Source organism: Mesorhizobium sp. WSM4808 (assembly GCF_055811675.1).
On record NZ_JBVVQX010000033.1, the window covers coordinates 12,322 to 38,674 of the forward strand.

A 26,353-nucleotide genomic window follows, 5' to 3' on the forward strand; every position below is an offset into this window, starting at 1 on the left:
GTTCCCCCGAATCAGGTTCGAGAGGAACGCCACGCCATCAGGCAGCCTTGCCGTTGGTGTTCATGGCGTCGTCGGCCAGACGGCCGGTGAGTTCGGCCATGTGGTCGAAGACGGCACGATAGCTGGCAACGCCCGCGGTCGCCGAGCGCAACTCGATGATCAGGTCGCCGATCTCGGCTTGCGGCATGGTTGCCTCGACGACATCCCATCCCGGCCAGTCGGGTCGCGCGTCGTAGCCGAGGATCTGGCCGCGCCGCTGCGGGATGAGAGCGATGATCTTCGAGGTGGCGTCGGAGGGGGTGACGATCTCGACCTTCATCACGGGCTCCAGGAGCACCGGCAAGCACGCGGCCATGCCTTCCTTCATCGCCAGCCAGGCCGCCATCTGGAAAGCCATGTCGGAGGAATCGACCGCATGATAGGAGCCGTCCGACAGGTTGACTGCGACATCCACGACCGGAAAGCCCAGCGGCCCGGATTTCAGATAGTCGCGGACCCCGGTCTCGACCGACTGGATGTAGGTCTTGGGCACGACGCCGCCGGTGATGGTGTCGGTGAACTGGAAGCCGGAACCGCGCGGCAGCGGCTTGATCTCGATCACCACGTCGCCGAACTGGCCATGGCCGCCGGACTGTTTCTTGTGACGGCCGCGCTGCTGCGCCGATTTGCGGATCGTCTCGCGATAGGGCACCGCCGGCGGATGACCTTCGACCGGTATCTGGTTCTTGCCTTCCAGCCGCTCGCGCACCACGCGCAGATGCATCTCGCCATGGCCCGACAGCACGGTTTCGGCCGAGTCCTGATTGTGGCGCAGGCTGAGCGAGGGGTCCTCCTCGGCCAGCCGCTGGATGGCAGCCGACATCTTCACTTCGTCCTTGCGCTCCTTGGGGCGGAGCGCGAAGGCGAAGACCGGCTGCGGCGGCTCGAACTGGACGAGCGGCTTGATGCCGCCCTTGGCCGAGCTCAGCGTCTGGCCGGTCTTGACCTCGTCCAGCTTGCCCAGTGCCACCGTGTCGCCGACCTTGGCGATGGAGAGCTTGGACTGGTCCTTGCCGAGCATCCGGTAGATGCCGGAAACCTTGGCCGTGTCGCCGCCGGGCAGCCAGAGTTCGGAACCGTCGACGACCTGACCGGAGAGGATGCGCGACACCGACAGCTTGCCGCCATGCGAGGTGTGGATGGTTTTCATCACCTGGACCAGGGTAGCCGCGCCGTCGGGTGCACCGAGCCGTTTGCGGGTCGCCTCGATGTCGGGTGCGTCGTGGCGGATCGCCTTCAGGAGGCGCAGCACGCCGTTGCCTTTTTCGGCGGTGCCGATCAGCACCGGGATCACCGCACCGTCACGCAGGTCGGCGGCGAGGTCGTCGAAGATCGCATCCTTGGGCGGCTCGATCTCCTCGAGCAGTTGTTCCATCAACTGGTCATCATGGTCGGCCAGCGTCTCCAGCATCGAGAAACGCGCTTCGAGCTCGCGCGCCTTGTCGTCGCCGGGAATCTGCGCCACCTCGCTTTCGGCATATTCGCGATAGATGTAGGCGCGCTCCAGCGCCAGGTCGATCGAACCAATGACGACACCGTCCTTGCGCAGCGGAATCTGGCGCAGCAGCAACGGCACGGCACTGGCCGGCTGCAGCATCTTCAGCGTGTCGCGCACGCCGGTGATTGCCTTGTCGACCTTGTTGAGGAACAGAATGCGCGGCACTCCGAGATCGTCGAGCTTGCGCATGATCAGTTGCAGGGCAGGGATCTTCTTTTCATCGGCCTCGGCTACGACGACCGCGAGGTCGCAGGCGGCCAGCACCGGTTCGGCCTCGAAAGAGAATTCGATGGAACCGGGACAGTCGACGAAGGTGATCTGCTCGCCCATGAATTCGGTCGTGGCGACCGTCGCCTCGACGCTCATGGCGTGGGCGCGCGCCTCGGGCGAATGATCCGAAACGGTGTTGCCTGATGAAACGGGATTTTGTCGGGGAATTGAGCCCGTACGGGCCAATATGGCTTCGAGAAGTGTCGTCTTACCGCTTGCGAAGGGACCGACTATGGCAATGCATTTCGGTCCCGTGCGTCGTCCTCCGGCGCGAGTACCCATGACTGACCTCCACTCAGGCGTTTCCCGTAGGACCGACTGGCATGCATGGTTCAGGCGTGGTCAATCGGTCCTGAGCGGCGGCCGGCCTGTTTCGACCGTCGCGGGCGGGGTTCTTTTCAAGTGCCACCTGCCCAAAGCCATCGTCCCACTTGTTTGCCGGCAGGGCAAGAAAAATAGAAATCCTTTGCTCGGCCGTGGCCGGTGCGGATCATATGCTGGGCTGGCAGCCGGAAGCTGTTGCACGTCGGCCGATATCGGCCGAAACTGAAAACAGGCGACCCATCGCCCGCTGTTTGAAGGACCATCGACCCATGAAGATCATTGCCTGCGGCAGCGTGCCGAGCGTCATCGCGCCGGAAAAATACTTCACCGGCCGGGTGCTGCAGACGCCGATCATCGAGAAAGAGGCGCCGGCGCGGCTGCGGGCCACGCTGGTCAGCTTCGAGCCGGGCGCGCGCACCCACTGGCATACGCATCCGCTTGGCCAGACGCTGTACGTGACGGTGGGCGCCGGGCTTGCCCAGACGTGGGGCGGCCCGATCCAGGAGATCAGGGCCGGCGACGTCATCTCGTTCGCGCCTGGCGAAAAACACTGGCATGGCGCGGCGCCGAAATCGGCGATGACGCATATCGCGATGCAGGAGGCGCTCGACGATGTCCATGTCGATTGGCTGGAGGGGGTCACCGACGAGCAGTTTGGCGGCCGAGACACCTAACCGGCGGAGGGCAGGCTTCCTGCCGCAGCGATCGTCGCGCCAGCTGCAAAACCGCTGGCATTTAAACCACTCTGACGCCCAGAAAATTCAGCCTCCGCCGGGCGCCTTCCCACGCCCTGATGCTGACATCGTTGAGATAGCAGTCCATCAAGACCCTGCAGCCGACCAAAATCTCGATCGGTTGTCCGGCAAAACCATTGCGCCCGGCCGCCCAAAAAAATTGTGTATTGTTCCGTCGTCAAAGCCATTTTCTCCGAAATCGGAGACCCCCCCTACGTCCCCTTCAAACCAACGCTGAAAATCGACAAGGGTGCTGTTGCTTCGGTAATCTCGTCCCACGGCTTGATCGCCTGAAAAGGTGCCAAAAACGACATCGGTCGCCTGAAGGACTCTGGTGTGGCTGTAGCCGATTTCGTCACGCATCCACCTGTACCTTGTGTCGTAGGTGGAGACGAATTCCGCAAACAAGTCGAGCCGGCCGGTCTTCTTGGGAGTGTAGGTAAACCAGATGCCGCTTTCGAGCATGGCGTGCAGGTAATCTCTATCGCCGGCGCTGTTGTTTTCGAAAAATACCAAGCCGCCCAAATCCGGCGCTCCATCCCACTCGTAAGATTCGTCTCGCAGAATGCGTCCGTCCCCGGTCCGGTTGAACCAGCTGTATTTGTAGTTACCGAAGGTGCCAGGCCAAAAATGGAAATACTCATAGGGATCGCCTTGCAGTTGCCGCGTTTCCATCGGCATCGCCCCATCTTTGCGGCGCGGCAAGACAACCATTTCGGAGCGATCGAAACTGTTGCCTAGAATTCGCTTTCGATCGTTGCGATCGGCAAAGCGTTTCAGTTTTGCCCTGGTCCATTTTTCAGTTTCCTCGGTCCAGTAACAGCCCGACTGTGCTTTCAGGTAATCAATTTTTGCCTCGCCAAGAGCGGAGATCTGGCCCTCGTCGTTAGGGTCCGACTGTTTGAAATAGTTCATTGATGTGGCTGTCTGCTCGGCAAATGAAACACTGAGCGCCTGCTTGAACCGCTCGGTATTTTCAGTGCCCGGCCCGGACACTATGAATTCGCCGTCGTGATTGTTTGATGGATTGCCGCCTTTGGCCATGATGCATCTCCCTTCCGAGGCTTCATGGTTGATCGAATGCGGCCGGCTTCCTCGTCGTCATATGACGATGGTCCGCGGGTTCGCTGCGCACGTTTCCCGGATTGTAAGCTGATTTCGCGCGTCTGGCTCGCACGCCATGCCGGCCGGCAACGTCCCTCGGAGCCACTTCGGCTTTGACTGTAGCACCTGCATGGCCTCTAACTCACGTCTGGATATAGCCATGTCAAAGCACCGTCTGCCCCTGGTCGCCGCTATCTATCTTGGTTCGTTCGTGGCTCTGCTCGACGTCAGTATCGTCAATGTCGCGCTGCCGACCATCCAGCAGGCGTTGCAAACCGATTTCGGCGGCCTGCAATGGGTGGTCGACGCCTACACGCTGTGCCTGTCCGCCTTCATGCTGTCGTCCGGCCTGATCGGCGACCGCTATGGCCGCAAGCGCTCGTGGCTGGCCGGCGTCGGCATCTTCGTGGCCGGCTCGCTGATCTGCGCCGTCGCGCCCAATCTGCCGGTTCTGCTGGCCGGCCGGGTGGTACAGGGCATCGCCGGCTCGCTGCTCATTCCAGGCGCGCTGTCGATCCTGACGCAGGCCTTTCCCGATGCGCGCCAGCGCGCTGGCGTCATTGGCGGCTGGGCGTCGTTCGCCGCCATCTCTCTGCTCGTTGGTCCCGTCCTCGGTGGCATCCTGGTCGAGACCGTCGGCTGGCAAAGCATCTTCCTGATCAACCTGCCGCTGGGCTTGATCACGATCGCGCTCGGTGCTGTTTCGATCAACGAGACGGCGCATCCCGAACATGCCCATCTCGACCTCGTCGGCCTGGCTCTCAGCATCCTTTGGCTGGGGGCGCTGACCTTCGTCCTGATCTCGGCCGGCGAGAATGGCTGGGGCGAGCCAAGGACGGTCGCGGCGCTGGTCGCCGGCGTCGTCGGCCTGGCTGCTTTCCTCGGCTTCGAGGCGCGCACTGCACGCCCGATGCTGCCGCTTGGCCTGTTCCGCGATGTCCGCTTTGCCGTCGCCAATGTCGCTTCGTTCGCGCTCGGCTTCACCTCCTATTCCAGCGTCTTCTTCTTCTCGATGTTCCTGCAGCAGGTGCAGGGCTGGTCGCCGACGCAGACCGGCCTGCGCATGGCGCCGGCCTTCATCGTCCAGATCGTGGTGTCGCCATGGATCGGCAGGCTGAGCGCCCGCTATGGTCACTCTGCGCTGATGACCATCGGCTATGTTGCTATCGGCCTGTCCATGCTCGGCATGTGCTGGGCCGGCCCTTCGACGTCCTACGCGATGCTGTGCCTTCTGTTCGCCATTGGCGGCCTCGGCAACGCGCTTGCAATCCCGACCGGCAGCGCTGCCGCCATGTCCTATGCGCCGCGCGAACGCTCGGGCATGGTGTCGGCGGTCATCAATGCCACCCGCCAGAGCGGCCTTGCCATCGGCATCGCCTTGCTCGGCGCCTTGATGAGCATGCGGGCAACCAACCTTTTGACCGGGTATCTCGGCGATGCCGGTGTCGCCAACGCGGAAGCGGTCGCCCGTGCTGCGATTTCACGGCATGATTTCGCAACCGATGCGGCGATGGGCGAAAGCGGCGTGCATGAACTCTATGCTGCCGCCTATGCCGGCGGCTTCCACGCCGCGATGCTGACGGCAGCGATCGGCGCGTTCCTCACCGCCGCATTGCTGGTTGCCGTGCTGGCGCCGGCCGAGGCGCGCTCGGCCAAAGAGACCAAGCACGAGGCGTGAGGCTGACGGCCCATTAAAAAACCCGGCGGTGAAGCCGGGTTTTTGCGTTCATAGTGCGTCGGTCAGGTCAGCGAAGCCGTAAAACGCTGGATCCGTGTGCAGGCTTGTTCCAGAAGCGTCTCCGAGGTCGCGTAGGAGATGCGGAAGTTGGGCCCGAGGCCGAAGGCCGAGCCGAACACCACCGCGACGCCCTCGGCTTCGAGCAGTTCCGAGCAGAAGGTCTCGTCGGTGTCGATCAGCCTGCCAGCCTTGGTCTTCTTGCCGATCAGCTGGGCGCAGGAAGGATAGACATAGAAGGCGCCTTCCGGCGACGGACAGGTGATGCCGCGCGCCTGGTTGAGCATCGACACGACAAGGTCGCGCCTGCCTTGAAAGATCGCCTTGTTTTTGGCGATGAAATCCTGCGGGCCATTCAGCGCCTCGACGGATGCCCATTGCGCAATGGTGCAGGCGCCCGATGTCTGCTGACCCTGGATCATGTCCATCGCCTTGATCAGTTGAACCGGACCCGCCGCATAACCGATGCGCCAGCCGGTCATTGCATAGGCTTTCGACACGCCATTCATGGTCAGCGTGCGCTCGTAGAGCTTAGGCTCGACCTCGGCGATGGTCCTGAAGACGAAATCGCCATAGGTCAGGTGCTCGTACATGTCGTCGGTCAGCGTCCAGACATGCGGATGCTTCAACAGCACGTCGGCCAGCGCGCGCAGTTCGGCCTCGGTATAGGCGGCACCCGAGGGGTTCGACGGCGAGTTCATCAGCAGCCATTTGGTCTTCGGCGTGATCGCCTTTTCCAGCACGGAAGCGGTCAGCTTGAAGCCATTGTCGATCGAGGTGTCGGCAAACACGGAGGTGCCGCCGCAGATGGCCACCATCTCGGGGTAGCTGACCCAATAGGGGCGAGGAATGATGACCTCGTCGCCGGCGTTCAGCGTCGCCATGAAGGCGTTGAACAGGATCTGCTTGCCGCCGGTGCCGACTATGGTCTGCTCGGGCTTGTAGTCGAGATTGTTCTCGCGCTTGAACTTTTTTGCGATCGCCTCGCGCAGCGGCACGATACCCGAAACCGGCGGATACTTGGTTTCGCCACGGCGGATCGCCTCGATTGCCGCATTCTTGATGTTGTCTGGCGTGTCGAAATCCGGTTCGCCGGCGCCGAGCCCGATAATGTCACGGCCGGCATTTTTCAGCTCGCGCGCTTTCTGCGTGACCGCGATGGTGGCGGAAGGCTTCACGCGGGAAAGGGTGTCGGCAAGAAAGGCCATGAGCTTGACGTCTCCATGGAAGATCGGCGCGGCCAGGAGCGACCGCGGCGCTTCTCATGTCGCATGATTTCGCGCAACGCAAGCATTGTCGGCTGATCCAGGTCTCAAGGAGCTGTGATCGGGACCCGGGGTCGGCAACAATAAATTCATTAACGAGCGGTAGAGGCTTGAGTGGCAGGATGGCAGACCAATTGCGGAGCGAGGAACCGTGTCGCGCAGCGTCGGGCTTGCCCACATCATCCGTCAGGACGACGGCACCTCCACCGGTGTCTGGGGTATCTACACGCTGCAAAGCGCCTTCCAGCCGATCTTCGCTTTCAAGGAAGGCAAGCTGTCAGTGGTCGCGTTCGAAGGGCTGATCCGACCGTTCCGCGACGGCGAGCCGCAATCGCCGATGAATTTCTTCTCGACCTGTCCGGCCGCCGACCGGCTGCATATCGAGGCGCTGACCAGGACGCTGCATCTTCTCAACGCCGGTGCCTGCCTGCCGCGGGAAGCATCGATCTTCGTCAATTTCGACCCGTCAGTGTTCACCGAACGCGCCGTTGCCGACGCTGCCTTGCGCGAAATGCGGCTCGTGCTGCACGAGGCCGGCATCGACCCGCGTCGCGTCGTCTGCGAGGTGACCGAGCAGCGGTCGGCGTCGCAGGAAGCCTTGCACGGCTTCGTCGCGGCACTGAGGGCCAACGGTTTTCGCATCGCCGTCGACGATTATGGCGCCGACGATTCCGACATCAATCGGGTCAAGGAATTGAAGCCGGATATCGTCAAGTTCGATGCCTACTGGATCACGCAGCTGATGGAGTCCGGCGCCGGCTTTGCGTTGCTGACCACCATGGTGAAGAACTTCGAGGAGCAAGGTATCCATACGGTGTTCGAAGGCATCGAGGAGGGCTGGCAACTGGAGCTCGCCGAGAAATCGGGTGCGTCGATGGTGCAGGGTTTCGTGCTGGCGCGGCCCGAATTGGCGCCGACCAGCTTTGGCGTCTTCGACAAGGCCAGGCAGGCGCCTGCCGCTGCTGCCGTCGACACGGCTGCTCCTGCCGCGGCAATGCCTTCGGCGCGGCCGGTCAAGGCCTTCGGGCGCCGGGTGGCGACATGAGAGACGATCGGCGGCGCAATGTCGGCGATGCGATCCAGGTCGACGAAGTCGGCATCGAATACGGCATCTATGGCGAGTTCCGGCTGCGTAGCGCCTATCAGCCGATTTTCGCGCCGCGCGGCCGGTCGCTTCACGCGGTGGCGGCCGAAGCCCTGATCGAGCCGCACCGTGCCGGCCGCCCCGGCGCGCCGAAGGTGTTCTTTGAAAGCGTTGCGGTCTCGGACCGGCTGTTTGTGGAAACCATGTGCCGGGCGCTGCATCTGAGGAATTTCCGCAACATCGGCGTCGACGGGCTCGACCTGTTCTTCAACTACAACCCGTTGATCAACGACCATGCCGGGCGGGCACTGGCCGAAATTCGCCTGATGACCAGGCATCTCGGCGAGTTCGGCCTGGCGCCGGCCATGCTGGTCTGCGAAATCACCGAACAGGCGGCGGACGATGCGCTTCTCGTGCGGCTGGTGCGCGAGATGCGGCGCGACGGCATCCGCATCGCCATCGACGATTTCGGCACCGGGCACTCGACCGAGGAGCGGGTGAGCCTGCTCAAGCCCGACATCGTCAAGATCGACGGCACCTGGTTCGCGGAGTTCTGCCGCCACGCTGCCGCCGAACGGTTCTTCCGCCCGCTGGTTTCCAGCCTGCATGACCGCGGCGCCAAGGTGCTGGTCGAAGGCATCGAGCAGCCCACCCATCTGCGCGTCGCGCTCGAAGGCGGCGTCGACCTGCTGCAGGGTTTTCTCCTTGCCCGTCCGGCCTTGGCCGGCACGGTATTCGAGGAGAAACCGCTGGTCATCGATGCGCTGCTGGGCCGGGACAGCAAGGTCGTGCCCCTCTTTGGCTAGGGCATGTCGATATTCAGGTGATGCCGGCCTGCAAACGGCGGCTTCCTGCGCTTCCCTAGTTCTACTGCCACGCAGTAGAACTGAGCTCACGTACTTAAGTACGCTCCGCTCCGGTTCTCGGAACCCACCGTTTTCGGCTCGGCCTGACCTGAATCTCGACATGCCCTTCAACGGCCTCAGATTTTCGGCGATTCACACATCAGCGGCGCTGATCGTCGTACCAAAACAAATCATTGGTTGAGACCGCCGCCGCTGCGATAATCGCGCGGAGACAGTGCTCCGGGGAACAGCCATGATACTTTACGGCATGATCGACAGCGGCAATTGTTACAAGCCGCGCCTGCTGATGGCCAAGCTTGGTCTTGGCTTTACCAATGTCGAAGTGAGTTCGCACACCGGCGATACGCGCAAAGCCGACTTTGTCGCCAAGAATCCGAACGCCATGGTGCCGCTGCTCGAGTTCGACGATGGCCGGCGGCTGGCCGAATCCAACGCCATCCTGCTCTATCTCGCCGAAGGCACACGCTTCCTGCCGGCGGACAGGTATGAGCGTGGGCTTGCCTATCAATGGCTGTTCTTCGAGCAATACAGCCACGAGCCTTACATCGCCGTGCGCAAGGCGCTGCTGACCTTCCCCGAACGTGCTGGGGATGCGACCCCGGAGCGGCTGGCGGTGACGCTGGAGCGCGGCAACAAGGCGCTCGGCGTGATGAACAGGCATCTGGAAAACAATGCCTTCTTCGCCGGCAGCGCGCTCAGCGTCGCCGACATCGCGCTCTATGCCTATACGCATACGGCGGAGCAGGGCGGCTTCCAGCTCGACGCCTATCCGGCGGTGGCGGCCTGGCTTGGCCGAGTGGAAGCGGATCCGGGGCATGTGCTGATCGGGTGGATGGGGTAGTTTGTCCCGCGCCAGGTGGGCGGATGGGTAGCTACTTCAAGAGATGATCATAGTCCGCATGGGTGCCGATCCAGAACCAGATCACATCATCGTTGGTGCGGGTGGCAACAGCCCGGTAATTGTCGTCAACTCGCGCAGACCAGTAGCGTCCGACCTGTTTGAAATGCAGCGAGGGATCAAAAGGGTGGGAGCGGAGTCTTTCAAAACGCCTGTCCGCTTTTGCTCTGATCGCCGATGGCAGTTTTTCGTAAGCCTCCCAGAACGATGGGGAGGCGACGTGATTCACAGAGGCCGCGTCCGACCAGCGCGATGGTCCGTCAGTGCCTGTTCGGCAAGCTTATCCAATCGGCCGGCCTTCGCATCGGCCTCGATCTGCCGATCCCACATATCCTCCCGAAGCGCTTCGAACCAGGCAGCAAACGCCTTCAGTTCTTCAGGGCTCAGTTCCGCAACGGATTTTTCAATTTGCTCAAGCTTGGTCATGGCCGAATGATACCACTACTAGGCTAAAAGTACCACCGGTGGGACTGTAGCGCCCGTTGCAGCACCTAACCCCAGACAGCAAAAAGGCGGGATAAATCCCGCCTTCCATGCTTGGTAGCCTGATCGGGAGGGTCCGGTCCGGGCTGGCAGCTATCTGCTGATCCAGCTTGTCGGGTCTTTCCGCTCCAGCGCGCTTCTCGCGCGACTGTCAGTACATCCGTGACTTGCCGCGCGCCCCGAGCTCTCGCCCGGCGCGCGCTATCGCAAAATCAGGCTGCCTTGCTCAGAGATCCAGCGGACGACTTGCCAGTGCGGCGGTCCTGCTCGATCTCGAAGTTGATCTTCTGGCCTTCGACCAGGGTCGACAGTCCAGCACGCTCGACAGCGGAGATGTGGACGAAAACGTCCGCGCCGCCCGCGTCAGGCTGAATGAAGCCGAAGCCCTTGGTGGCGTTGAACCACTTGACCGTTCCAGTTGCCATTTAGATAGTCCTTCACATTTGCTTTAGATTGACCGGACCGAGGTCCAGCCGGTGTGCATCGAGATTTTGGAGATAGACGTCAGCAAACGCGATTATCGCGAGGCCCGGATCGATCGGCCGAAATATCAATGGAAGGCATATAGGCTGCTTTCGCACGAAAAACAAGACTGCGTGAGAAAGCCGTGATGAGGGCGCCGCCCAATGGCCGCCCCAATCGCGTGAGAGCGTCGCGATGATCGGAGCCTGTGGGCGCTCGATCCACACCCGCTTGGGAGGGGATTTTGGGGGAGAGGACCATGAAAATCATTCTGCTTGCCGCCTGCCTGACGCTTGTCGCCGCTCAGGCGCAGGCGATCTCGCGCTACGACCCGACGCGTATGAGCTGCGGCAAGGTTCAGGGGACGATCGCCCGGCAAGGGGCGGTCATCCTGCGCTACCAGTCGAAGCGGGTGCCGGGACTGCCGCTCTACGACCGCTATGTGCAGAGCCAGCGATTCTGCAGCATGGGCGAGGTGAGGACACGGGCCTACGTGCCGAGCGCCGACACAAAGTCCTGCCCGGTCTACAACTGCAAGCGGCCGGACAATGACCGGCATTTCCGCCGGCGGTTCTTCCACAACAACTAGGCACCTGCCTACAACGATTATGCAACTGCCTACATCAGAACCCGAACGACACCTGCGCTGGTGGCGGGGGGCCGACGCGCACGCCTTCCATGGCCAGCATCTTCTCCTTGGTGATCGATCCGCCGGGCGCCGAGAAGCCGCCGATCTTACCGCCGGCGGCAAGGATGCGATGGCAAGGGATGACCAGCGGCACCGGATTTGAGCCAAGAGCGGCCCCGGTTTCGCGGGCGAGCCTGGCATGGCCGGCGGTTTTGGCCAGCTCGCCATAGGTGGTGGTTTCGCCGAAGGAGAGTTTTCGCGCGGCGTCGTAAATGGCGAGGCGGAAATCGTCGACGCCGTCGAGATCGACCGGCACGGCGGAGAAATCGATGTCCTCGCCCGCCGCATAGGCCTTGATCGCCGCGATCAGCTCGACCACCCATGGCGGCTGCGCCGTGGCACTGGAAACGCCGCCATGGCGCAGCAGGCGCCGCTCCACCGTTTCGCGGCTGCGTTCGGGCAGGCAGAGCCGGATCAGGCCCTTTTCGCTCCAGGCAATGCCCATGAAACCGATCACTGTTTCTAACACTGCGTGGCCGGCCGTGATCGAAACTGTCGTGACCATGATGCGTTCCTTCCCGCAAAGTGGCGAAATCCGGGATTCGTTCCGGTACATATCCGGAACAATATGGCATCACCGCCTGCGTCTCGCCACCCGAAAACCACCTGATCGCCCCGATTGCCCGGCCTGAATCGCTGGTGTAAGGAATTTCTTAACAACCCGACAAACCGGACCCGAGCGCGGCTTGCCAGCAAAACTCAACCTTATCGCGATCGGCGTGATCCTGGCCGCCGTCGGCATCAGCGGCTGCACGTCGACCTCGCAGATGAAGCCCGCGCCTGCTCTCACCGAAACAGCGACCGCCGCCGGCACTGACGCCGGTTTCACCGTGCCGCTGCCGGAGACAGTTTCGGTGCTGCCGGAATCATCAGGGATCGCCCCCGTTCAGACGGCCGAGCTGCCGCTCGATCCCGCCGCACAGCCGGCTGCCGCGACCGCCGCTTTTGCCGGATCGATACCGGCGGCACCAGCCTTGCCCGCGGTGATGGCCGCCAATGCCTGGCAGGCGCCGCCGCCAGCAAATGCGAACGAGCCGGTCAAGGCGGCCGAGACCTATACGACCGCGGGGCTGGTCGTGCCGGCAACCGCCAAGGGCGATCGCATGCCCGGCGTCCAGCAAGTCGCCTATGTCGTGCCGCAGAACCCGGCGGCCCTGGTCCAGTTCCCGGCAGGGCCCGTGCAAGAAGAACACGCGACGGGCGTGCGTGGCGATGTCGAGCGGCTGATCGAGAAATATGCGGCGATCTATCAGGTGCCGGTGGATCTGGTGCGCCATGTCGTCAACCGCGAGAGCACCTTCAATCCGAAAGCCTACAACAACGGCCATTGGGGGCTGATGCAGATCAAACACGCGACGGCGCGCGGCATGGGCTATGACGGGCCGGCCAAGGGCCTGTTCGATGCCGAAACCAATCTGAAATACGCGGTGAAATATCTGCGCGGCGCCTGGCTGGTGGCCGGCGGCAACGCCAAGAAGGCCGACTGGCTCTACCAGACCGGCTATTATTACGACGCCAAGCGCAAGGGCCTGCTCGAGGCGACCGGCCTTGGCCGCGACCGCCAGCGCCGTCGCCTGCAGCCCGACGCCTGAGCGCGATGCCTGAACCGCGCCCGCCGGCTCTCAACGACATCCGGCTGCGCAAAATCCTCGACGAGACGCTGGTTCCGCCGCACTGGCCCGACGGCTTTGTCATGCGCAGCTTCGAGCCCGGTGATGCGCTGCCCCTGCATGCGCTGTTGACCGAAGTGTTCGACGACGGCGCCGACGGTCCGTTCGACGAGTGGTGGCCGCGCATCGCCGACGATCCCGAATTCGACCCGGCACTGTGCTTTCTCGTCATCGACGCCAAGGGCCGGCTGGCGGCAGCGGCACTGTGCTGGACCCGCGCCTTCGTCAAGGATCTAGCCGTTCATCCGGAGGCTCGCGGCAAGGGCGTTGCCGAAGCGCTGATGTGGCACGCCTTCGCCGTTTTTCGCGAACGCGGCGCCGATCATGTCGACCTCAAGACCAACACGGTCGAGAATCCCGCCGCCGTCCGGCTCTATGAGCGGCTGGGCATGATGCCTGTCGCCTGGGAAGGCTAGGGTGTGCTGATATTCAGGTGATGCCGGCCTGCAAATGATGGCTTCCTGCGCTTCCGGTGCTCACGTACCCAAAAATACGCTCCGCTCCGGTTCTCGGAAACCACCATTTTCGACTCGGCCTGACCTGAATCTCAACACACCCTGATGGGTGTCGCCTCACGCAGGAACGGCGCGATTTGGGAACCCAAAGCGCCGCTTCGCATTCAATGGGAGGTGAGGGCCTGACAAGCTGCCGGCGGGTGGGAGGAATTTTCCGCGGCCGGCCGCGGAGGGACATCCACCACCATGAAGTTTTCTCACGCATTCCTGGCGCTTGGCGTCGCCGCCATGCTGGTTGGCACGCCGGCGCGGGCCGTCGAGCTGTCGATGGTGTCGGGCGATACCGGCGACGGCATCAAGGTGCTGCGCGAGATCCTCGACCGTTACGAGAAAGACAGCGGCAACAAGGTCAGCATCGTCGTCATGCCGACGTCCGGAACCGACCAGTTCGGTCAGTACCGGCTTTGGCTCGCCGCCGGAAACAGTGACATCGACGTCTACCAGACGGACGTGATCTGGGCACCGCAGCTCGCCAGCCAGCTGGTGGATCTGACGGCAGCGACCAAGGACGTCGTGGCCGAGCATTTCCCATCGATCATCCAGTCACAGACCGTCAACGGCAAGCTCGTCGCCTTGCCGATCTTCACCGATGCGCCAGCGCTCTACTACCGCAAGGATCTCCTCGACAAATATGGCGCCAAGGTGCCGGCCACCTGGAAGGAACTGGCGGACACCGCCAGGCTGGTCATGGACAAGGAGCGTGCGGCCGGCAATCGGGATATCTGGGGCTTCGTCTTCCAGGGCAACGCCTATGAAGGGCTGACCTGCAACGCGCTCGAATGGGTGATGTCGAATGGCGGCGGCCAGATCATCGAGCCGGACGGCTCCATCTCCATCAACAACAGCCAAGCGGCGGCGGCGCTCGACATGGCCAAGGGCTGGGTCGGGACCATCGCGCCACCCGGCGTGCTTGCCTACCAGGAAGAGGAATCGCGCGGCGTCTGGCAGACAGGCAATGCGGTGTTCATGCGCAACTGGCCCTATGCCTATGCGCTCGGCAACGGCGAGGGCTCGCCGATCAAGGGCAAGTTCGACGTGGCACCGCTGCCGGCCGGCACGGGCGAGGGCGCGCGCCCGGTCGCGACCCTGGGCGGCTGGAACCTCGCCGTCTCCAAATATTCGAAGCATCCGGATGCCGCGATCGAGCTGGTCAAGTTCATCGCCTCGCCCGCGATGCAGAAATACCGCGCGCTGAAGACGTCCAACCTGCCGACCATCCAGGCGCTATATGACGATGCCGACATTGCCAGGGAGCACCCGATTATTCCGCGCTGGAAGCAGATATTTCTCAATGCGGTGCCGCGCCCGTCGGCCGCGGCCAGGATCAAATACAACGAGGCTTCGAGCCAGTTCTGGAACGCCGTTCACAACACGCTCTCGGGCGACGGCACCGCCGCCGACAATCTGGCCGACCTCGAAGCGATGCTGACCAAGCTGAAGGGCCGAGGCTGGTGACGCGACGATGCCGGGGCACCCGCCCGGCGGGACCGCAACGAGCGGGAGCGAAATGACAGGAATGGAACCGGAAACAGCCAGGGCCGCGCACTCGCCGTTGACGGCACAGCGCGTTCGCTCGGCGTGGCTATTCCTGGCGCCGATGCTGCTGGTGCTCGCCGGGGCGGCCGGCTGGCCGCTTGCCCGCACGGTTTATTTCAGCTTGACCGACGCCTCGCTGGCCGACCTCGACGCGCGCCAATGGGTCGGCTTCGGCAATTATTTCTCGGTGCTGCACATGCCGAGCGGCCGGACCCTCTATGACGGGCTGCTCGTCGATCCGGTCTGGTGGCGTGCCGTCTGGAACACGGTTCGTTTCACGGTGATTTCGGTGACCTGCGAAACCATCCTCGGCACGATCGTTGCTCTGGTTCTCAATGCCGAATTCAGAGGCCGCGGCGTCGTCAGGGCAGCGATCCTGATCCCCTGGGCGATCCCGACGATCGTCTCGGCGAAGATGTGGCAATGGATGCTCAACGACCAGTTCGGCATCATCAATGTCGTGCTGCTCAACCTCGGCCTGATCAGCACCAAGATAGCCTGGACGGCCGACGCCGACACGGCGATGGCGGCCGTCCTCATCGTCGATATCTGGAAGGCGACACCGTTCATGACGCTGCTCATCCTGGCCGCGCTGCAGATGCTGCCGAGGGAGATCATCGAGGTCGCCAGGCTCGACGGCGCCAACCCCTGGCAGATCTTCTGGCGGGTGACCTTGCCGCTCATCCGCCCGGCGCTGATGGTGGCCGTGATCTTCCGCGCGCTCGATGCGCTGCGCATCTTCGACCTGATCTATGTGCTGACGCCCAACAATGTGCACACCAAGTCGATGTCGGTGTTCGCCCGCGAGAACCTGTTCGAGTTCGACAAGTTCGCCTATGGCTCCGCCGCCTCGACCTTGCTTTTCCTGATCCTCGCTCTGCTCACCATCGTCACCATCCGCATCGGCCGGATCAGGCTGGACGGAGGCCGCTGAGATGTGGATCGTGAAGCGCACGGCCTTTTACCTGCTGGTCGCGGTCATCGTCTTCGTCGCGGTGTTTCCGTTCTATTACGCCATCGTCACCAGCCTGAAATCGGGGACCGACCTGTTCCGGGCCGATCTGTGGCCGACGACGATCAGCCTCGCCAACTACCGGAATGTGCTGACCGAAGGCAGCTTCGTGCGAAACTTGCTGAACTCGCTGTTCGTCTCCGGCGCGGTGGTTGCGCTTTCTCTGTTGCTCGGCGTCACATCGGCCTATGCGCTGGCGCGCATTCGATTCCGCGGCCGCTCGGCCCTGCTGTTCATCATCCTGTCGGTGTCGATGTTCCCGCAGGTGGCGCTGCTGGCCGGGCTGTTCGAACTGGTCCGCCTGTTCGGCCTCTACAATTCGCTATTCGCGCTGATCTTCTCCTACATGATCTTCACCTTGCCGTTCACCGTCTGGGTGCTCACCACCTTCGTCCGGGACCTGCCGGTCGAGGTCGAGGAGGCGGCGATCCTAGACGGCGCGACGCCGTGGATCATCATCACGCGGGTCTTCCTGCCATTGATGTGGCCGGCGCTGGCAACCACCGGCCTGCTGGCCTTCATCGGCGCGTGGAACGAGTTCCTGTTCGCGCTGACCTTCACCTCCAACAACGCACAGCGGACCGTGCCGGTGGCGATCGCGCTGCTCTCCGGCAACTCGCAGTTCGAGATCCCCTGGGGCAACATCATGGCCGCCTCGGTGATCGTCACGGTGCCGCTGGTGGTGCTGGTGCTGATCTTCCAGCGCAAGATCGTCTCCGGCTTGACCGCCGGCGGTGTGAAGGGGTGAGGGACGAAGTCCTCAGATGTCCGGCGCGTTGCCGATCTTCTGCTTGAGCTCCAGCGCCCAGGCGCGGCCTTCGTCGCCGCCCCACAGCAGCCAGGCGATGTAGCCGGCCGAAGGGTTTTGCTCATTGCCGTAGTTCCTGCCGCGCTTGTCGATCTCGTGGCGGGCGAAATAGCTGACCATGCGGCGGATGGTGGAGGGCGCGAGCTTTTCCCGGTTCTTCAGCTCGGTGGCGCGGGCGACGCCGATCTCGGTGCCGCCACGGCCGAACTCGCCGCGCAGCCTGAGGCCCTTGGCGGCATTGTCGGCCACCACTTGCGGGCAGCGCAGGTCGATCTCGTCGTCGTGCATGTTGTTCCCCGGATCACGCTGCCCGAACAGGTATTACGACATCTCCACCATGCGCAATAAATGTCGGGACCGATCGCCGCCAAACGTCCTTGGGTCGCAGAGCAACCGCGCCGGGGACGCCGGCGCCGCGACTTGAAGGAGCCGATCATGATCACCTTTCCCAATGAATCCGCCAAATACCGCACCGCGCGCGAAAAATTGCTGAAGAAGGAAATCGAGCTGCGCCGGGTCATGGAAGAGGTCGCCGAGGCCCGGCGCGCGCTGCCGCCGGGCGGGCTGATCCGCCAGGATTATGAGTTCGACGGGCTGGACGGCGATGGGAGGCCTGCAAAGATAAAGCTGTCGGAGCTGTTCGCGCCCGGCAAGGACTCGCTCATCCTTTACAACATGATGTTCCCGCGCCACCCGCAGGAGAAGCGCGATGTGGCGACCAGCGGCGGCACGGCGAAGCTCGCCCGGCAGGACCAGCCATGCCCCTACTGCACGGCGCTGCTCGACCAGTTCGACGGCGCGGTCGGGCATCTCCAGGCCGCCGGCTTCAATTTCGCGGTGGTGGGCAAGACCGCGCTCGAAAACCTGGTCACGCTCGGCCGCGACAGGGGCTGGCGCAACATGCGGCTGGTGTCTTCGGCTTCCAACAGCTTCAAGCGCGACTACAATGCGGAGGCGGCCGACGGCTCACAGATCCCGCTGCTGTCGGTGTTTCACCGCGACCCCGACGGCATACGCCATTTCTGGAGTTCGGAACTGGATTTCGCGCCGACGGAGCCGGGCCAGGATCCGCGCAGCCTCGGCACCTGCGAAACGCTGTGGAACCTGATGGATTTCACGCCGGAAGGCCGCCCGAACTGGAACGAGCAGCTGCAATATGGCGAGGCGTGTTGCCACTGAAAGGCAGCTCTGGCCAGCCGCCGCGTTTCAGTTTTCGGAACATGAGTCCCATGGGCTGGCTCGAACGAGGGCATCGGCGAGCGTTCGAGTCAGGCACGGATACGGTGGGGCAATTGAGGCGACATGCGCAGGCTTCTTCCTCAAGAGCTGCAACCGGAGTGCCCAAGCGACGTTGGATTGTCCGAGGGACAATTCCAACCGGAGACATGCCATGAAGACGCTTACCATTCTGACCGCAGCAGCATTGCTTGCCGGCGCGCCGGCCTTTGCCCAGTCGAACACGACCGCCACGACCACGCCGCTCGCTACGACGACGAAGGTCGACACTTCGACCTTCATCAAGACGGTGCCGAGCGCCAATGAGTTCGAGATCGAGTCCAGCAAGCTCGCCGAGCAGAAGGCGACCGATGCCGACGTCAAGGCGTTCGCCAAACAGATGATCGCCGACCACACCAAGGCCGGCGAGGAATTCAAGGCGGCGCTTGCCCAGGGCCAGACAACCTCGGCCACCGCACCGTCCGGTCCAGCCCTACAGCCCAAGGAGCAGAAGATGCTCGATGAGCTGAAGGGCGCCAGCGGCGATCAGTTCCAGGCCAAATACATCGAGATGCAGACCAACGCCCACAAGGAAGCCGTCGCGCTGTTCAGCGGCTATGCGCAATCCGGCGACGACCCGGCGATCAAGGAATTCGCCAAGAAAACCCTGCCGACGCTGCAGATGCACGAAAAACATGTGAAGGAACTGGCGGCCGCGCATCAGGGGTGAGGGCGGTTCAAGGCCGACGCTCTATGGCGCCCCCCTCTGTCTGGGGGCCATAGAGCGTTACGGTGGCAAACCAAGCACAATAATGAGCGGCGCTCAGGTCGACCTGATCTGCTCCACCGCGGTCACCAGCAGCTCTTCCATGGCGGTGCGTATCTGGGCATCCGACTGGGCGATGCCCGCCGCGTCGAAATCGGCGCGGACCTTGCGGAACACGTCGTTGTCGCCTGCCTCTTCGAAGTCCGAATGCACCACTTCCTTCGCATAGGCGTCAGCGTCCGCGCCGGATTTGCCGAGCTGTTCGGCGGCCCACAGGCCGAGCAGCTTGTTGCGGCGCGCCATGGCCCTGAACTTCGTTTCCTCGTCCATCGCGAACTTCTTTTCGAAGCCTTCCTGACGGTCTCTCATGCTGCTCATGGTTTGCCTCGTTCGATGTGAGTCCGATCTTCAGCCCGAGGGAAGAGCGGGCAGGGAAGGCGAGAGTGGCGTGCATGGATGTCATTAGCAAGGCCGGATCGTTCACGCCGGTGATGAGCGGGGCGCCTGGCGGTTCCGGTCATTGGCCGATGTGATTTGACGTTGCCGCGCTGTGTCCTACTCTCGAATGCATGGTGGACGAACCGAGGAGACGAGCGATGCAGTCGCCTTTCAATGGAATTCGCAGCGTCGCGCTGACGGCGGCCGTGATCCTTGCCGCCGGCACCGCGGCCTATGCCCATCATGGCTGGTCGTGGACGCAGGACGGGTTTTTCGAACTCAGGGGCAAGATCACGGCCATCTATATCGGCAATCCGCATGCCACGCTGGATGTCGACGCCGAGGGCGAGGCCTGGCGGGTGGAGATGGCGCCGCCGTCCCGCACCATCGCCGCCGGCTTCACCGAGGAGGTGGCCAAAATCGGCGACGAGGTGACCGCGATCGGCAACCGCTCGCTCGAGGCGAGCGAAAAGCGCATGAAAGCGGTGCGCCTCATCGTCAACGGCAAGACCTATGATGTCTATCCCGACCGCGTGCCGCCGGCCTAGATGACGGAGTTTTTCGCCGGCATCGAGCAACTTGCCCTGGCGCGGTGGCTGAAGGCTTCCTTCATCGCCTACCCCGTGGTCAATGCGCTCCACATCATGTCGATCGGCGCGCTGCTGACCAGCGTCGTTCTCATGGACCTCAGGATATGCGGCGCCCTCCGTTCGCTGCCATACGCCGCGTTCGTCGCGCTGCTGCGCCGCACCGCTTTGGCGGCATTCGTGGGTGCGCTCGTCACTGGCTCGCTGCTGTTTTCGGTCAAGGCGAGCACCTATGCGGCTATGCCGGTTTTCCTAGCCAAGATGGCGCTCATCCTTCTCGCCGGCGTCAATTTTTTCACCTTCCTGCGCTTCGCCAGAGGCGGTGACGAGCCGGCCGGCAGCGCCACCCTGGCTGTGCTTTCGATACTGCTGTGGACATCAGTGCTGTTCGCCGGACGGTTCATCGGTTTTCTTTAGCGCCGCATCTTCCTCTCCCCCTGTGGGAGAAGGTGTCGCCGAAGGCGACGGATGAGGGGTGTTCCAGGGAACGCCGACGTCTCACTCCGCTGGACCACCCCTCATCCGTCTCGGCGCTATCGCGCCGATCCACCTTCTCCCACAGGGGGAGAAGGGAAGAACGGCGCTGGCGTTCCGCCAGTGCAGGGATAAGCTCCCTGCAAATGCAGGAGAGGGAGATTTGCCATGAAGAAGGAAATCATCGAAGTGCCTGTCATGTCGGCCAAGGTGCGGGCGCTCGGCCTGCCGTGTTCGACAGCGGTGAGGGCCAACGGCTTCGTCTTCATCTCGGCGACGCCGCCGGTGGACATGGTGACCGGAGAGATGGTGCGCGGCGACATCGAGGTGCAGACCGAGGCGTCGCTGAAGGCGCTGAAACACTGCCTGGAAGCGGCCGGCACCTCGCTGGAAAACGTCGTGATGGTGCGCATCTACGCCGTCAATTCGGGATTCTACAACGCGATTAACCGGGTCTATGCGAAGTACTTTTCGACGAACCCGCCGGCGCGGAGTTTCGTGCCGGTGGCGTCGTGGCCGATGGAGTTTGATATTGAGATTGAGTGCGTGGCGGTGGCGTGAGGGCGGCGCTCCCTTCTCCGCTGTGGGATGAGGGTGCAAGCACGCCGGAACGATGGCGGTAGAGAGACAGTCCCCGGCAAATGCGGGGGCGTGCCATGTCTGCCAGACTGCCAGCGTTTAGGGGGCCGTCTTTTCTGATTTCAAAATCTCAACTGATATGGGGCGCTTGAATTCGATCTGCTGTATCTGCGGATCTTTCTTTTCAGCTTTGGAAAAAAATAGCGCGATGAGTACGCAAAACAGAACCAGGAATCCTCCGTAGTAGAATATCTGAAGCCTTCGTGTTGAGTTAACTTTAAGTCCGAATAATTTCACGTTTTGGCTAACTTTGGAGACGGACGATCCGAGCTTTATCTCAGGTAGATCGTCGCCATATATCCTTTCGATCTCGGCTGCATGATCTACCGCGCCTTTTAAAAGGACATGGTACCAATACCTGTCCATAAAATAGAATCCCGCCCATGCGAAAATTGCTGCAGCCACGAGAACCGTCCCGGCAGGAAATATTATTCCAAATATCTCGCTCGTAAGACCTAATTGATAAGTAAAACTCATTGACGCGATAAGCGCTCCGACAACTGTAATCGCGAAATTTCTAACTCTCATCTCAAGATCGTTGAAATGCTGCTGCACGTCCACGGTCTTTTTCCAAGCGTCGACTGCAAAGCCCAGGGTGTCCTTATCGGATGATCTTGCCTTATTTTGCAGGTTTGTGAACGGCACGAAATCGCAATACATAAAAATTTCGGAGAAATTCTCGTTTAACACCGCAGTTGGTTTAAAGTCGGCACCTTGTTGAACAATAGAGCGTTCTCGCTCCACGTCTTCTTGAGTCCAATGGGAGACTTTTCTTAGCAAGTCATACTGCGGTAATCTCTGGCTCTCTCCGTATTTTGCATGGATGTCGAAAATCCTGGCATCCCTTGCCATTGCGACGTCTTTATATATACTATCACCAACGTAAGCGCATCGCTCCGGTTGTGATCCAACAGATCGAATGATGTCCAACAAGACGCGCGGGTTTGGCTTTAACTCGCCAATCGGCGTATGCCTTCCCTCGGTTACCTGAAGTTCGTAAAAATCGTGGGGTAGACTCCGAAGTTTATCAATCGATACGCCTGCCGGCATATCGTGATCTTGAGGGCTAAAGAGGACATCGATGACCCCGTCCAGTCCCACTCGCTTAAGGCGATAAGCGGAGTAAAAGGCCATGGACTCTGTGTAGGCGATTATCTTTGTGCCAGAACTCTTGATAGACCAAAGGCTTCGAAATACGCCAGAGTAGAGTTTCAGGTTCCTTTCCCGATTTGCGTGAGCTGTCGCCAGAGATTCATGAAATTTCTCTCTAATGTCAGTGGTTTTTCTCAAATCACTGAGTATTTCTATCTCTTCCAATAAAAAAGTATATTCGGATGTCCTCCGTTTTTGATGAATGTCTCAATGGATTTTTGGACATCATCGATGCTTCTCTCGCTTGTTCTGATGATGTTTTCATAGACGGGATTAAAGGAGGCGTACCATATTGCAAACCAGTCATAGATCGTGTTGTCTAAGTCGATAATAAGGGTATCGATTTGTAATTTTTTCAAGCAAGCCTCCCACGGTATCTAATTTTTCTCGCGTCTCTTAAGTGTAAGGCCAGACTTTCGTTAAATTCAACTAGCTGACAAAATACTCCTGCAGCGGCCGAACTTCCAGACTTCCCGCCTTCAGTGCCGCAATCGCCTCCGCCACCGCAGCCGCACCCGACAGCGTCGTATAATACGGCACCTTCTGCATCAGCGTCGCTCGGCGGAGCGACTTCGAGTCCGACACCGCCTTCTGGCCGTCCGTGGTGTTGAAGACGATCTGCACCTGGCGGTTGCGGATGGCGTCTTCGATGTGCGGGCGGCCTTCCAGCACCTTGTTGATCTTTTGCGCGTCGACGCCGTTTTCGGCGAGGAAGCGGGCGGTGCCTGATGTGGCCAGCACCTTGAAACCGAGGCCGGCGAGGCGCTTGACCGCCGGCAAGATGCCCTTCTTGTCCTCGTCGCGCACCGAGACGAACAGCGTGCCGGAGCGGGGCAGGTCGACGCCGGCGCCGAGCTGGCTCTTGGCGAAGGCCAGGGCGAAATCACGGTCGAGGCCCATGACCTCGCCGGTCGAGCGCATTTCCGGTCCGAGCAATATGTCGACGCCGGGGAAACGGGCGAAGGGGAAGACGGCTTCCTTGACCGCGATGTGGCCGGGGTTTCTGGGGTCGGGCATGGCGCCGTAATGGGCGAAGGCGTCTTCCAGCTTTTCGCCGGCCATGATCCGGGCGGCGATTTTCGCGATGGGTCTTCCGATGGTCTTGGCGACGAAGGGCACGGTGCGCGATGCGCGCGGGTTGACCTCCAGCACATAGACCGTGCCGTCCTTGATCGCATATTGCACGTTCATCAGGCCGCCGACATTGAGCGCGCGCGCAAGCGCCGATGTCTGGCGCTCCAGCTCGTCTACCAGTTCGGAAGGCAGCGAGTGCACCGGCAGCGAGCAGGCACTGTCGCCCGAATGGATACCGGCTTCCTCGATGTGCTCCAATATGCCGGAGACGAAGGTCGACTTGCCGTCGCAGAGGCAGTCGACATCGACCTCGATGGCGCCGGAGAGATAGGTGTCGAACAGCAGCGGGTTCTTGCCCAGCAGCGTGTTGATCTGGCCGGTCTTGTCGTTGGGGTATTTCTGCTTGATGTCCTCCGGCACCAGGCCGGGCACGGTGTCGAGCAGATAGGTCTGCAGCATGCCCTCGTCATGGATGATCTGCATGGCGCGGCCGCCCAGCACATAGGACGGGCGCACCACCAGCGGAAAGCCGAGTTCGCCGGCGACGAGGCGGGCCTGCTCGACCGAATAGGCGATGCCGTTCTTCGGTTGGCTGAGGCCGAGCTTGTGCAGTAGCTTCTGGAAGCGGTCGCGGTCTTCGGCCAGATCGATCATATCGGGCGAGGTGCCGAGGATCGGAATGCCGGCTTTCTCCAGCGCATCGGCGAGCTTCAGCGGCGTCTGGCCGCCGAACTGCACGATGACGCCGACCAGTTCGCCTGAGGCCTGCTCGGCGCGCAGGATCTCCAGCACGTCTTCCGCCGTCAGCGGCTCGAAATAGAGCCGGTCTGAGGTGTCGTAGTCGGTCGAGACCGTCTCCGGGTTGCAGTTGATCATGATCGCTTCGTAGCCGGCGTCGCGCAGCGCGAAGGCGGCGTGGCAGCAGCAATAATCGAACTCGATGCCCTGGCCGATGCGGTTCGGCCCGCCGCCGAGGATGACGACCTTCTTGCGCGACGAGACCTGCGCCTCGTTGGCCAGCGCGCCGGCGAACGGCACTTCATAGGTCGAGTACATGTAGGCGGTCGGCGAGGCGAACTCGGCCGCGCAGGTGTCGATGCGTTTATAAACTGGATGAACGTCGAGCTTTTCGCGAGCTTTCTGAATCACTTCGGCATCGGTCTTCGTCAGCGACGCGAGGCGGGCATCGGAGAAGCCCATGGCTTTCAGCATGCGCAGGTTGACGGCATCCTCGGGAATGCCGTGCTCGCGGATGCGGGCTTCCATGGCGACGATGCCGGCGATCTGTTCGAGGAACCACGGGTCGATCTTGCACATGGCGTGCACGTCTTCCAGCGAGGTGCCCATGCGGATCGCCTGCGCCACCATGCGCAGCCGGTCGGGCGTCGGCGTGCCCAGGGCTGCGCGAATGGCGTTGCGGTCGTCGGCATGGTTGGCGGAACCAAGACCGGGGATTTCGATCTCGTCCAAACCAGTGAGGCCGGTTTCAAGTCCACGCAGCGCCTTCTGCAGCGATTCCTGGAAGGTGCGGCCGATGGCCATGACTTCGCCGACCGACTTCATGGCGGTGGTCAGCACCGGCTCGGCGCCGGGGAATTTTTCGAAGGCAAAGCGCGGGATTTTTGTCACCACGTAATCGATCGACGGCTCGAAGGAGGCTGGCGTGGCGCCGCCGGTGATGTCGTTCTCCAGCTCGTCCAGCGTGTAGCCGACGGCGAGCTTTGCCGCGATCTTGGCGATCGGGAAACCGGTCGCCTTGGAGGCCAGAGCGGACGAGCGCGAGACGCGCGGGTTCATCTCGATGACCACCAGGCGGCCATCGGCCGGGTTGACGGCGAACTGCACGTTGGAGCCGCCGGTCTCGACGCCGATCTCGCGCAGCACCGCGATAGAGGCGTTGCGCATCATCTGGTATTCTTTGTCGGTCAGCGTCAGCGCCGGGGCGACGGTGATCGAGTCGCCCGTGTGCACGCCCATCGGGTCGATGTTCTCGATCGAGCAGACGATGATGCAATTGTCCGCTCTGTCGCGGACGACCTCCATCTCGTACTCCTTCCAGCCGAGCACGCTCTCCTCGATCAGCACTTCGGTGGTCGGCGAGGCGTCGAGGCCGGACTGGACGATCTCGTAGAATTCGGCGCGGTTGTAGGCGATGCCGCCGCCGGTGCCGCCCATGGTGAAGGACGGGCGGATGATGGCGGGCAGGCCGACATGGTCGAGAGCCTGGGCGGCGATCGCCATGCCATGGCTGATGTAGCGCTGCTTGCGGTCGCCTTCGCCGAGGTTCCAGCGGGTTTCCAGCGCGTCAAGCGCGGCGTCGAGATCGGCAGGCGCCTCGGCCTTGACGGCGGCGCGCTCGGCCTCATGGGTCTTGCGGTCGGTGTTCTTGACGTCGGTGGCGTTGGCCAGCATCGACTTCGGCGTTTCCAGCCCGATCTTCTTCATCGCCTCGCGAAACAGCGCGCGGTCCTCGGCCTTGTCGATGGCCGTGGCGTCGGCGCCGATCATCTCGACATTGTAGCGCTCGAGCACACCCATGCGGCGCAGCGACAAAGCGGTGTTGAGTGCGGTCTGGCCGCCCATGGTCGGCAGCAGCGCGTCGGGCCGCTCCTTGGCGATGATCTTGGCGACCACCTCAGGCGTGATCGGCTCGATATAGGTGGCGTCGGCCAGTTCCGGGTCGGTCATGATGGTGGCCGGGTTGGAATTGACCAGGATGACCCGGAAGCCTTCCTCCTTCAGCGCCTTGCAGGCCTGCGTGCCGGAATAGTCGAACTCGCAGGCCTGGCCGATGACGATGGGGCCGGCCCCGATGATCAGGATCGACTTGATGTCAGTGCGTCTTGGCATGTCAAAGGTCCGTTCGGCGGGCGGCTTGCACAAAAAACCGGGACGGGAAGACCCGGCCGGTTGTGCTCGCGATTCTGGTATCAGGCTAGGAGGGCCTTATAGGGAAGAGTTTTGACTGATGTAACCCCGAAAATGCGAGGTAGGGGAGTAGGGGAGTAGGGGAGTAG

General features: G+C 62.1%; 27 protein-coding genes. 16 read left to right on the forward strand and 11 right to left on the reverse strand.

What is annotated here, in order from left to right; genetic code table 11:
• Positions 1 to 37: 37 nt before the first annotated feature.
• The gene (locus AC0L2U_RS32375) at positions 38 to 2,089 is read right to left on the reverse strand and encodes an elongation factor G (protein WP_473603384.1); all 2,052 of its coding nucleotides are present in this window, start codon (positions 2,087 to 2,089) and stop codon (positions 38 to 40) included.
• Positions 2,090 to 2,400: 311 nt separating this feature from the next.
• Between AC0L2U_RS32375 and AC0L2U_RS32380 the strand changes: the two genes are divergently transcribed.
• On the forward strand, positions 2,401 to 2,805 hold the full coding sequence (locus AC0L2U_RS32380; RefSeq protein WP_128364168.1) for a (R)-mandelonitrile lyase: 405 nt from the start codon (positions 2,401 to 2,403) through the stop codon (positions 2,803 to 2,805).
• A gap of 147 nt (positions 2,806 to 2,952) precedes the next feature.
• Here the strand turns inward: AC0L2U_RS32380 and AC0L2U_RS32385 are convergent, their stop codons facing one another.
• The gene (locus AC0L2U_RS32385) at positions 2,953 to 3,909 is read right to left on the reverse strand and encodes a hypothetical protein (protein ID WP_127809578.1); all 957 of its coding nucleotides are present in this window, start codon (positions 3,907 to 3,909) and stop codon (positions 2,953 to 2,955) included.
• A 220-nt stretch (positions 3,910 to 4,129) separates the two neighbouring features.
• On the opposite strand from AC0L2U_RS32385, the gene AC0L2U_RS32390 reads away from it, so the two are divergent.
• The gene (locus tag AC0L2U_RS32390) at positions 4,130 to 5,647 is read left to right on the forward strand and encodes an MFS transporter (RefSeq protein WP_473603386.1); all 1,518 of its coding nucleotides are present in this window, start codon (positions 4,130 to 4,132) and stop codon (positions 5,645 to 5,647) included.
• 62 nt (positions 5,648 to 5,709) lie between these two features.
• Here AC0L2U_RS32390 and AC0L2U_RS32395 read toward each other — a convergent pair whose 3' ends face one another.
• The gene (locus tag AC0L2U_RS32395) at positions 5,710 to 6,912 is read right to left on the reverse strand and encodes a pyridoxal phosphate-dependent aminotransferase (protein ID WP_127809579.1); all 1,203 of its coding nucleotides are present in this window, start codon (positions 6,910 to 6,912) and stop codon (positions 5,710 to 5,712) included.
• A 208-nt stretch (positions 6,913 to 7,120) separates the two neighbouring features.
• Here AC0L2U_RS32395 and AC0L2U_RS32400 point away from each other — a divergent pair, with 208 nt between their 5' ends.
• The 3 genes from AC0L2U_RS32400 to AC0L2U_RS32410 all read left to right on the forward strand — a co-directional run bounded on the left by AC0L2U_RS32400 (position 7,121) and on the right by AC0L2U_RS32410 (position 9,760).
• Positions 7,121 to 8,014 (forward strand): EAL domain-containing protein, encoded by an 894-nt coding sequence (locus tag AC0L2U_RS32400; protein ID WP_127321442.1) that lies wholly within the window; start codon positions 7,121 to 7,123, stop codon positions 8,012 to 8,014.
• Positions 8,011 to 8,859, forward strand: coding sequence for an EAL domain-containing protein (locus AC0L2U_RS32405; protein WP_127381719.1), 849 nt, complete (start codon positions 8,011 to 8,013; stop codon positions 8,857 to 8,859). Before AC0L2U_RS32400 ends, AC0L2U_RS32405 begins: the two co-directional genes overlap by 4 nt.
• Before the next feature lie 292 nt (positions 8,860 to 9,151).
• Positions 9,152 to 9,760: a glutathione S-transferase family protein gene (locus AC0L2U_RS32410; RefSeq protein WP_127322770.1), complete on the forward strand. Its 609-nt coding sequence runs from the start codon at positions 9,152 to 9,154 to the stop codon at positions 9,758 to 9,760.
• 31 nt (positions 9,761 to 9,791) lie between these two features.
• Here the strand turns inward: AC0L2U_RS32410 and AC0L2U_RS32415 are convergent, their stop codons facing one another.
• The 3 genes from AC0L2U_RS32415 to AC0L2U_RS32425 all read right to left on the reverse strand — a co-directional run bounded on the left by AC0L2U_RS32415 (position 9,792) and on the right by AC0L2U_RS32425 (position 10,725).
• Positions 9,792 to 10,046, reverse strand: a complete 255-nt coding sequence (locus AC0L2U_RS32415; protein WP_127270430.1) for a ParE family toxin-like protein — start codon at positions 10,044 to 10,046, stop codon at positions 9,792 to 9,794.
• Positions 10,043 to 10,243, reverse strand: a complete 201-nt coding sequence (locus AC0L2U_RS32420; protein WP_027039317.1) for a hypothetical protein — start codon at positions 10,241 to 10,243, stop codon at positions 10,043 to 10,045. The genes AC0L2U_RS32415 and AC0L2U_RS32420 overlap by 4 nt, the downstream gene beginning before the upstream one ends.
• A gap of 269 nt (positions 10,244 to 10,512) precedes the next feature.
• A complete protein-coding gene (locus AC0L2U_RS32425; protein WP_010910991.1) occupies positions 10,513 to 10,725 on the reverse strand; it encodes a cold-shock protein in 213 nt (70 codons plus the stop codon).
• A gap of 296 nt (positions 10,726 to 11,021) precedes the next feature.
• Between AC0L2U_RS32425 and AC0L2U_RS32430 the strand changes: the two genes are divergently transcribed.
• Positions 11,022 to 11,351, forward strand: coding sequence for a hypothetical protein (locus AC0L2U_RS32430; RefSeq protein WP_023809723.1), 330 nt, complete (start codon positions 11,022 to 11,024; stop codon positions 11,349 to 11,351).
• 34 nt (positions 11,352 to 11,385) lie between these two features.
• On the opposite strand, the gene AC0L2U_RS32435 is transcribed toward AC0L2U_RS32430, so the two are convergent.
• A complete protein-coding gene (locus AC0L2U_RS32435) occupies positions 11,386 to 11,955 on the reverse strand; it encodes a methylated-DNA--[protein]-cysteine S-methyltransferase (RefSeq protein WP_128288197.1) in 570 nt (189 codons plus the stop codon).
• 181 nt (positions 11,956 to 12,136) lie between these two features.
• On the opposite strand from AC0L2U_RS32435, the gene AC0L2U_RS32440 reads away from it, so the two are divergent.
• From AC0L2U_RS32440 to AC0L2U_RS32460, 5 genes are all read left to right on the forward strand, one after another.
• Entirely contained in the window at positions 12,137 to 13,042 is a 906-nt protein-coding gene (locus AC0L2U_RS32440) for a lytic transglycosylase domain-containing protein (RefSeq protein ID WP_127809583.1), read from the forward strand.
• A 5-nt stretch (positions 13,043 to 13,047) separates the two neighbouring features.
• Positions 13,048 to 13,536 (forward strand): GNAT family N-acetyltransferase, encoded by a 489-nt coding sequence (locus tag AC0L2U_RS32445; RefSeq protein ID WP_127326851.1) that lies wholly within the window; start codon positions 13,048 to 13,050, stop codon positions 13,534 to 13,536.
• Between the two features lie 285 nt (positions 13,537 to 13,821).
• Positions 13,822 to 15,090 (forward strand): ABC transporter substrate-binding protein, encoded by a 1,269-nt coding sequence (locus AC0L2U_RS32450; RefSeq protein ID WP_128288198.1) that lies wholly within the window; start codon positions 13,822 to 13,824, stop codon positions 15,088 to 15,090.
• 52 nt (positions 15,091 to 15,142) lie between these two features.
• On the forward strand, positions 15,143 to 16,105 hold the full coding sequence (locus AC0L2U_RS32455) for a carbohydrate ABC transporter permease (protein WP_128288199.1): 963 nt from the start codon (positions 15,143 to 15,145) through the stop codon (positions 16,103 to 16,105).
• A gap of 1 nt (position 16,106) precedes the next feature.
• The gene (locus AC0L2U_RS32460) at positions 16,107 to 16,931 is read left to right on the forward strand and encodes a carbohydrate ABC transporter permease (protein ID WP_128303824.1); all 825 of its coding nucleotides are present in this window, start codon (positions 16,107 to 16,109) and stop codon (positions 16,929 to 16,931) included.
• 12 nt (positions 16,932 to 16,943) lie between these two features.
• Here the strand turns inward: AC0L2U_RS32460 and AC0L2U_RS32465 are convergent, their stop codons facing one another.
• The gene (locus AC0L2U_RS32465) at positions 16,944 to 17,279 is read right to left on the reverse strand and encodes a hypothetical protein (RefSeq protein ID WP_127399076.1); all 336 of its coding nucleotides are present in this window, start codon (positions 17,277 to 17,279) and stop codon (positions 16,944 to 16,946) included.
• A 147-nt stretch (positions 17,280 to 17,426) separates the two neighbouring features.
• Here AC0L2U_RS32465 and AC0L2U_RS32470 point away from each other — a divergent pair, with 147 nt between their 5' ends.
• Complete coding sequence (locus AC0L2U_RS32470) at positions 17,427 to 18,170, forward strand: DUF899 family protein (RefSeq protein WP_473603388.1); 744 nt, start codon at positions 17,427 to 17,429, stop codon at positions 18,168 to 18,170.
• Positions 18,171 to 18,381: 211 nt separating this feature from the next.
• A complete protein-coding gene (locus AC0L2U_RS32475; protein ID WP_127809588.1) occupies positions 18,382 to 18,936 on the forward strand; it encodes a DUF4142 domain-containing protein in 555 nt (184 codons plus the stop codon).
• 93 nt (positions 18,937 to 19,029) lie between these two features.
• Here AC0L2U_RS32475 and AC0L2U_RS32480 read toward each other — a convergent pair whose 3' ends face one another.
• Positions 19,030 to 19,350 carry a DUF1476 domain-containing protein gene (locus tag AC0L2U_RS32480; protein ID WP_127809589.1) on the reverse strand — a complete coding sequence of 107 codons (321 nt, stop codon included), beginning with the start codon at positions 19,348 to 19,350 and terminating at the stop codon, positions 19,030 to 19,032.
• Between the two features lie 218 nt (positions 19,351 to 19,568).
• On the opposite strand from AC0L2U_RS32480, the gene AC0L2U_RS32485 reads away from it, so the two are divergent.
• The 3 genes from AC0L2U_RS32485 to AC0L2U_RS32495 all read left to right on the forward strand — a co-directional run bounded on the left by AC0L2U_RS32485 (position 19,569) and on the right by AC0L2U_RS32495 (position 21,032).
• The gene (locus AC0L2U_RS32485) at positions 19,569 to 19,958 is read left to right on the forward strand and encodes a DUF6152 family protein (protein ID WP_127809590.1); all 390 of its coding nucleotides are present in this window, start codon (positions 19,569 to 19,571) and stop codon (positions 19,956 to 19,958) included.
• A complete protein-coding gene (locus AC0L2U_RS32490) occupies positions 19,959 to 20,414 on the forward strand; it encodes a DUF6644 family protein (RefSeq protein WP_473603390.1) in 456 nt (151 codons plus the stop codon). It abuts the gene before it with no gap.
• A gap of 225 nt (positions 20,415 to 20,639) precedes the next feature.
• A complete protein-coding gene (locus AC0L2U_RS32495; RefSeq protein WP_473603391.1) occupies positions 20,640 to 21,032 on the forward strand; it encodes a RidA family protein in 393 nt (130 codons plus the stop codon).
• 117 nt (positions 21,033 to 21,149) lie between these two features.
• On the opposite strand, the gene AC0L2U_RS32500 is transcribed toward AC0L2U_RS32495, so the two are convergent.
• Together AC0L2U_RS32500 and carB are read right to left on the reverse strand one after the other, a co-directional pair.
• Positions 21,150 to 22,427, reverse strand: a complete 1,278-nt coding sequence (locus tag AC0L2U_RS32500) for an HAD family hydrolase (RefSeq protein WP_473603393.1) — start codon at positions 22,425 to 22,427, stop codon at positions 21,150 to 21,152.
• Between the two features lie 264 nt (positions 22,428 to 22,691).
• Positions 22,692 to 26,186 carry a carbamoyl-phosphate synthase large subunit gene (gene carB / locus AC0L2U_RS32505; RefSeq protein WP_473603395.1) on the reverse strand — a complete coding sequence of 1,165 codons (3,495 nt, stop codon included), beginning with the start codon at positions 26,184 to 26,186 and terminating at the stop codon, positions 22,692 to 22,694.
• Positions 26,187 to 26,353 lie beyond the last annotated feature (167 nt).

Bases quoted from the DNA above. Each gene is read 5' to 3' on its own strand.
- AC0L2U_RS32375 (WP_473603384.1), bottom strand. From the start codon at position 2,089: ATGGGTACTCGCGCCGGAGGACGACGCACGGGACCGAAATGCATTGCC.
- AC0L2U_RS32380 (WP_128364168.1), top strand. From the start codon at position 2,401: ATGAAGATCATTGCCTGCGGCAGCGTGCCGAGCGTCATCGCGCCGGAA.
- AC0L2U_RS32385 (WP_127809578.1), bottom strand. From the start codon at position 3,909: ATGGCCAAAGGCGGCAATCCATCAAACAATCACGACGGCGAATTCATA.
- AC0L2U_RS32390 (WP_473603386.1), top strand. From the start codon at position 4,130: ATGTCAAAGCACCGTCTGCCCCTGGTCGCCGCTATCTATCTTGGTTCG.
- AC0L2U_RS32395 (WP_127809579.1), bottom strand. From the start codon at position 6,912: ATGGCCTTTCTTGCCGACACCCTTTCCCGCGTGAAGCCTTCCGCCACC.
- AC0L2U_RS32405 (WP_127381719.1), top strand. From the start codon at position 8,011: ATGAGAGACGATCGGCGGCGCAATGTCGGCGATGCGATCCAGGTCGAC.
- AC0L2U_RS32410 (WP_127322770.1), top strand. From the start codon at position 9,152: ATGATACTTTACGGCATGATCGACAGCGGCAATTGTTACAAGCCGCGC.
- AC0L2U_RS32420 (WP_027039317.1), bottom strand. From the start codon at position 10,243: ATGACCAAGCTTGAGCAAATTGAAAAATCCGTTGCGGAACTGAGCCCT.
- AC0L2U_RS32425 (WP_010910991.1), bottom strand. From the start codon at position 10,725: ATGGCAACTGGAACGGTCAAGTGGTTCAACGCCACCAAGGGCTTCGGC.
- AC0L2U_RS32430 (WP_023809723.1), top strand. From the start codon at position 11,022: ATGAAAATCATTCTGCTTGCCGCCTGCCTGACGCTTGTCGCCGCTCAG.
- AC0L2U_RS32435 (WP_128288197.1), bottom strand. From the start codon at position 11,955: ATGGTCACGACAGTTTCGATCACGGCCGGCCACGCAGTGTTAGAAACA.
- AC0L2U_RS32445 (WP_127326851.1), top strand. From the start codon at position 13,048: ATGCCTGAACCGCGCCCGCCGGCTCTCAACGACATCCGGCTGCGCAAA.
- AC0L2U_RS32450 (WP_128288198.1), top strand. From the start codon at position 13,822: ATGAAGTTTTCTCACGCATTCCTGGCGCTTGGCGTCGCCGCCATGCTG.
- AC0L2U_RS32455 (WP_128288199.1), top strand. From the start codon at position 15,143: ATGACAGGAATGGAACCGGAAACAGCCAGGGCCGCGCACTCGCCGTTG.
- AC0L2U_RS32460 (WP_128303824.1), top strand. From the start codon at position 16,107: ATGTGGATCGTGAAGCGCACGGCCTTTTACCTGCTGGTCGCGGTCATC.
- AC0L2U_RS32465 (WP_127399076.1), bottom strand. From the start codon at position 17,279: ATGCACGACGACGAGATCGACCTGCGCTGCCCGCAAGTGGTGGCCGAC.
- AC0L2U_RS32470 (WP_473603388.1), top strand. From the start codon at position 17,427: ATGATCACCTTTCCCAATGAATCCGCCAAATACCGCACCGCGCGCGAA.
- AC0L2U_RS32475 (WP_127809588.1), top strand. From the start codon at position 18,382: ATGAAGACGCTTACCATTCTGACCGCAGCAGCATTGCTTGCCGGCGCG.
- AC0L2U_RS32480 (WP_127809589.1), bottom strand. From the start codon at position 19,350: ATGAGCAGCATGAGAGACCGTCAGGAAGGCTTCGAAAAGAAGTTCGCG.
- AC0L2U_RS32485 (WP_127809590.1), top strand. From the start codon at position 19,569: ATGCAGTCGCCTTTCAATGGAATTCGCAGCGTCGCGCTGACGGCGGCC.
- AC0L2U_RS32490 (WP_473603390.1), top strand. From the start codon at position 19,959: ATGACGGAGTTTTTCGCCGGCATCGAGCAACTTGCCCTGGCGCGGTGG.
- AC0L2U_RS32495 (WP_473603391.1), top strand. From the start codon at position 20,640: ATGAAGAAGGAAATCATCGAAGTGCCTGTCATGTCGGCCAAGGTGCGG.
- carB (WP_473603395.1), bottom strand. From the start codon at position 26,186: ATGCCAAGACGCACTGACATCAAGTCGATCCTGATCATCGGGGCCGGC.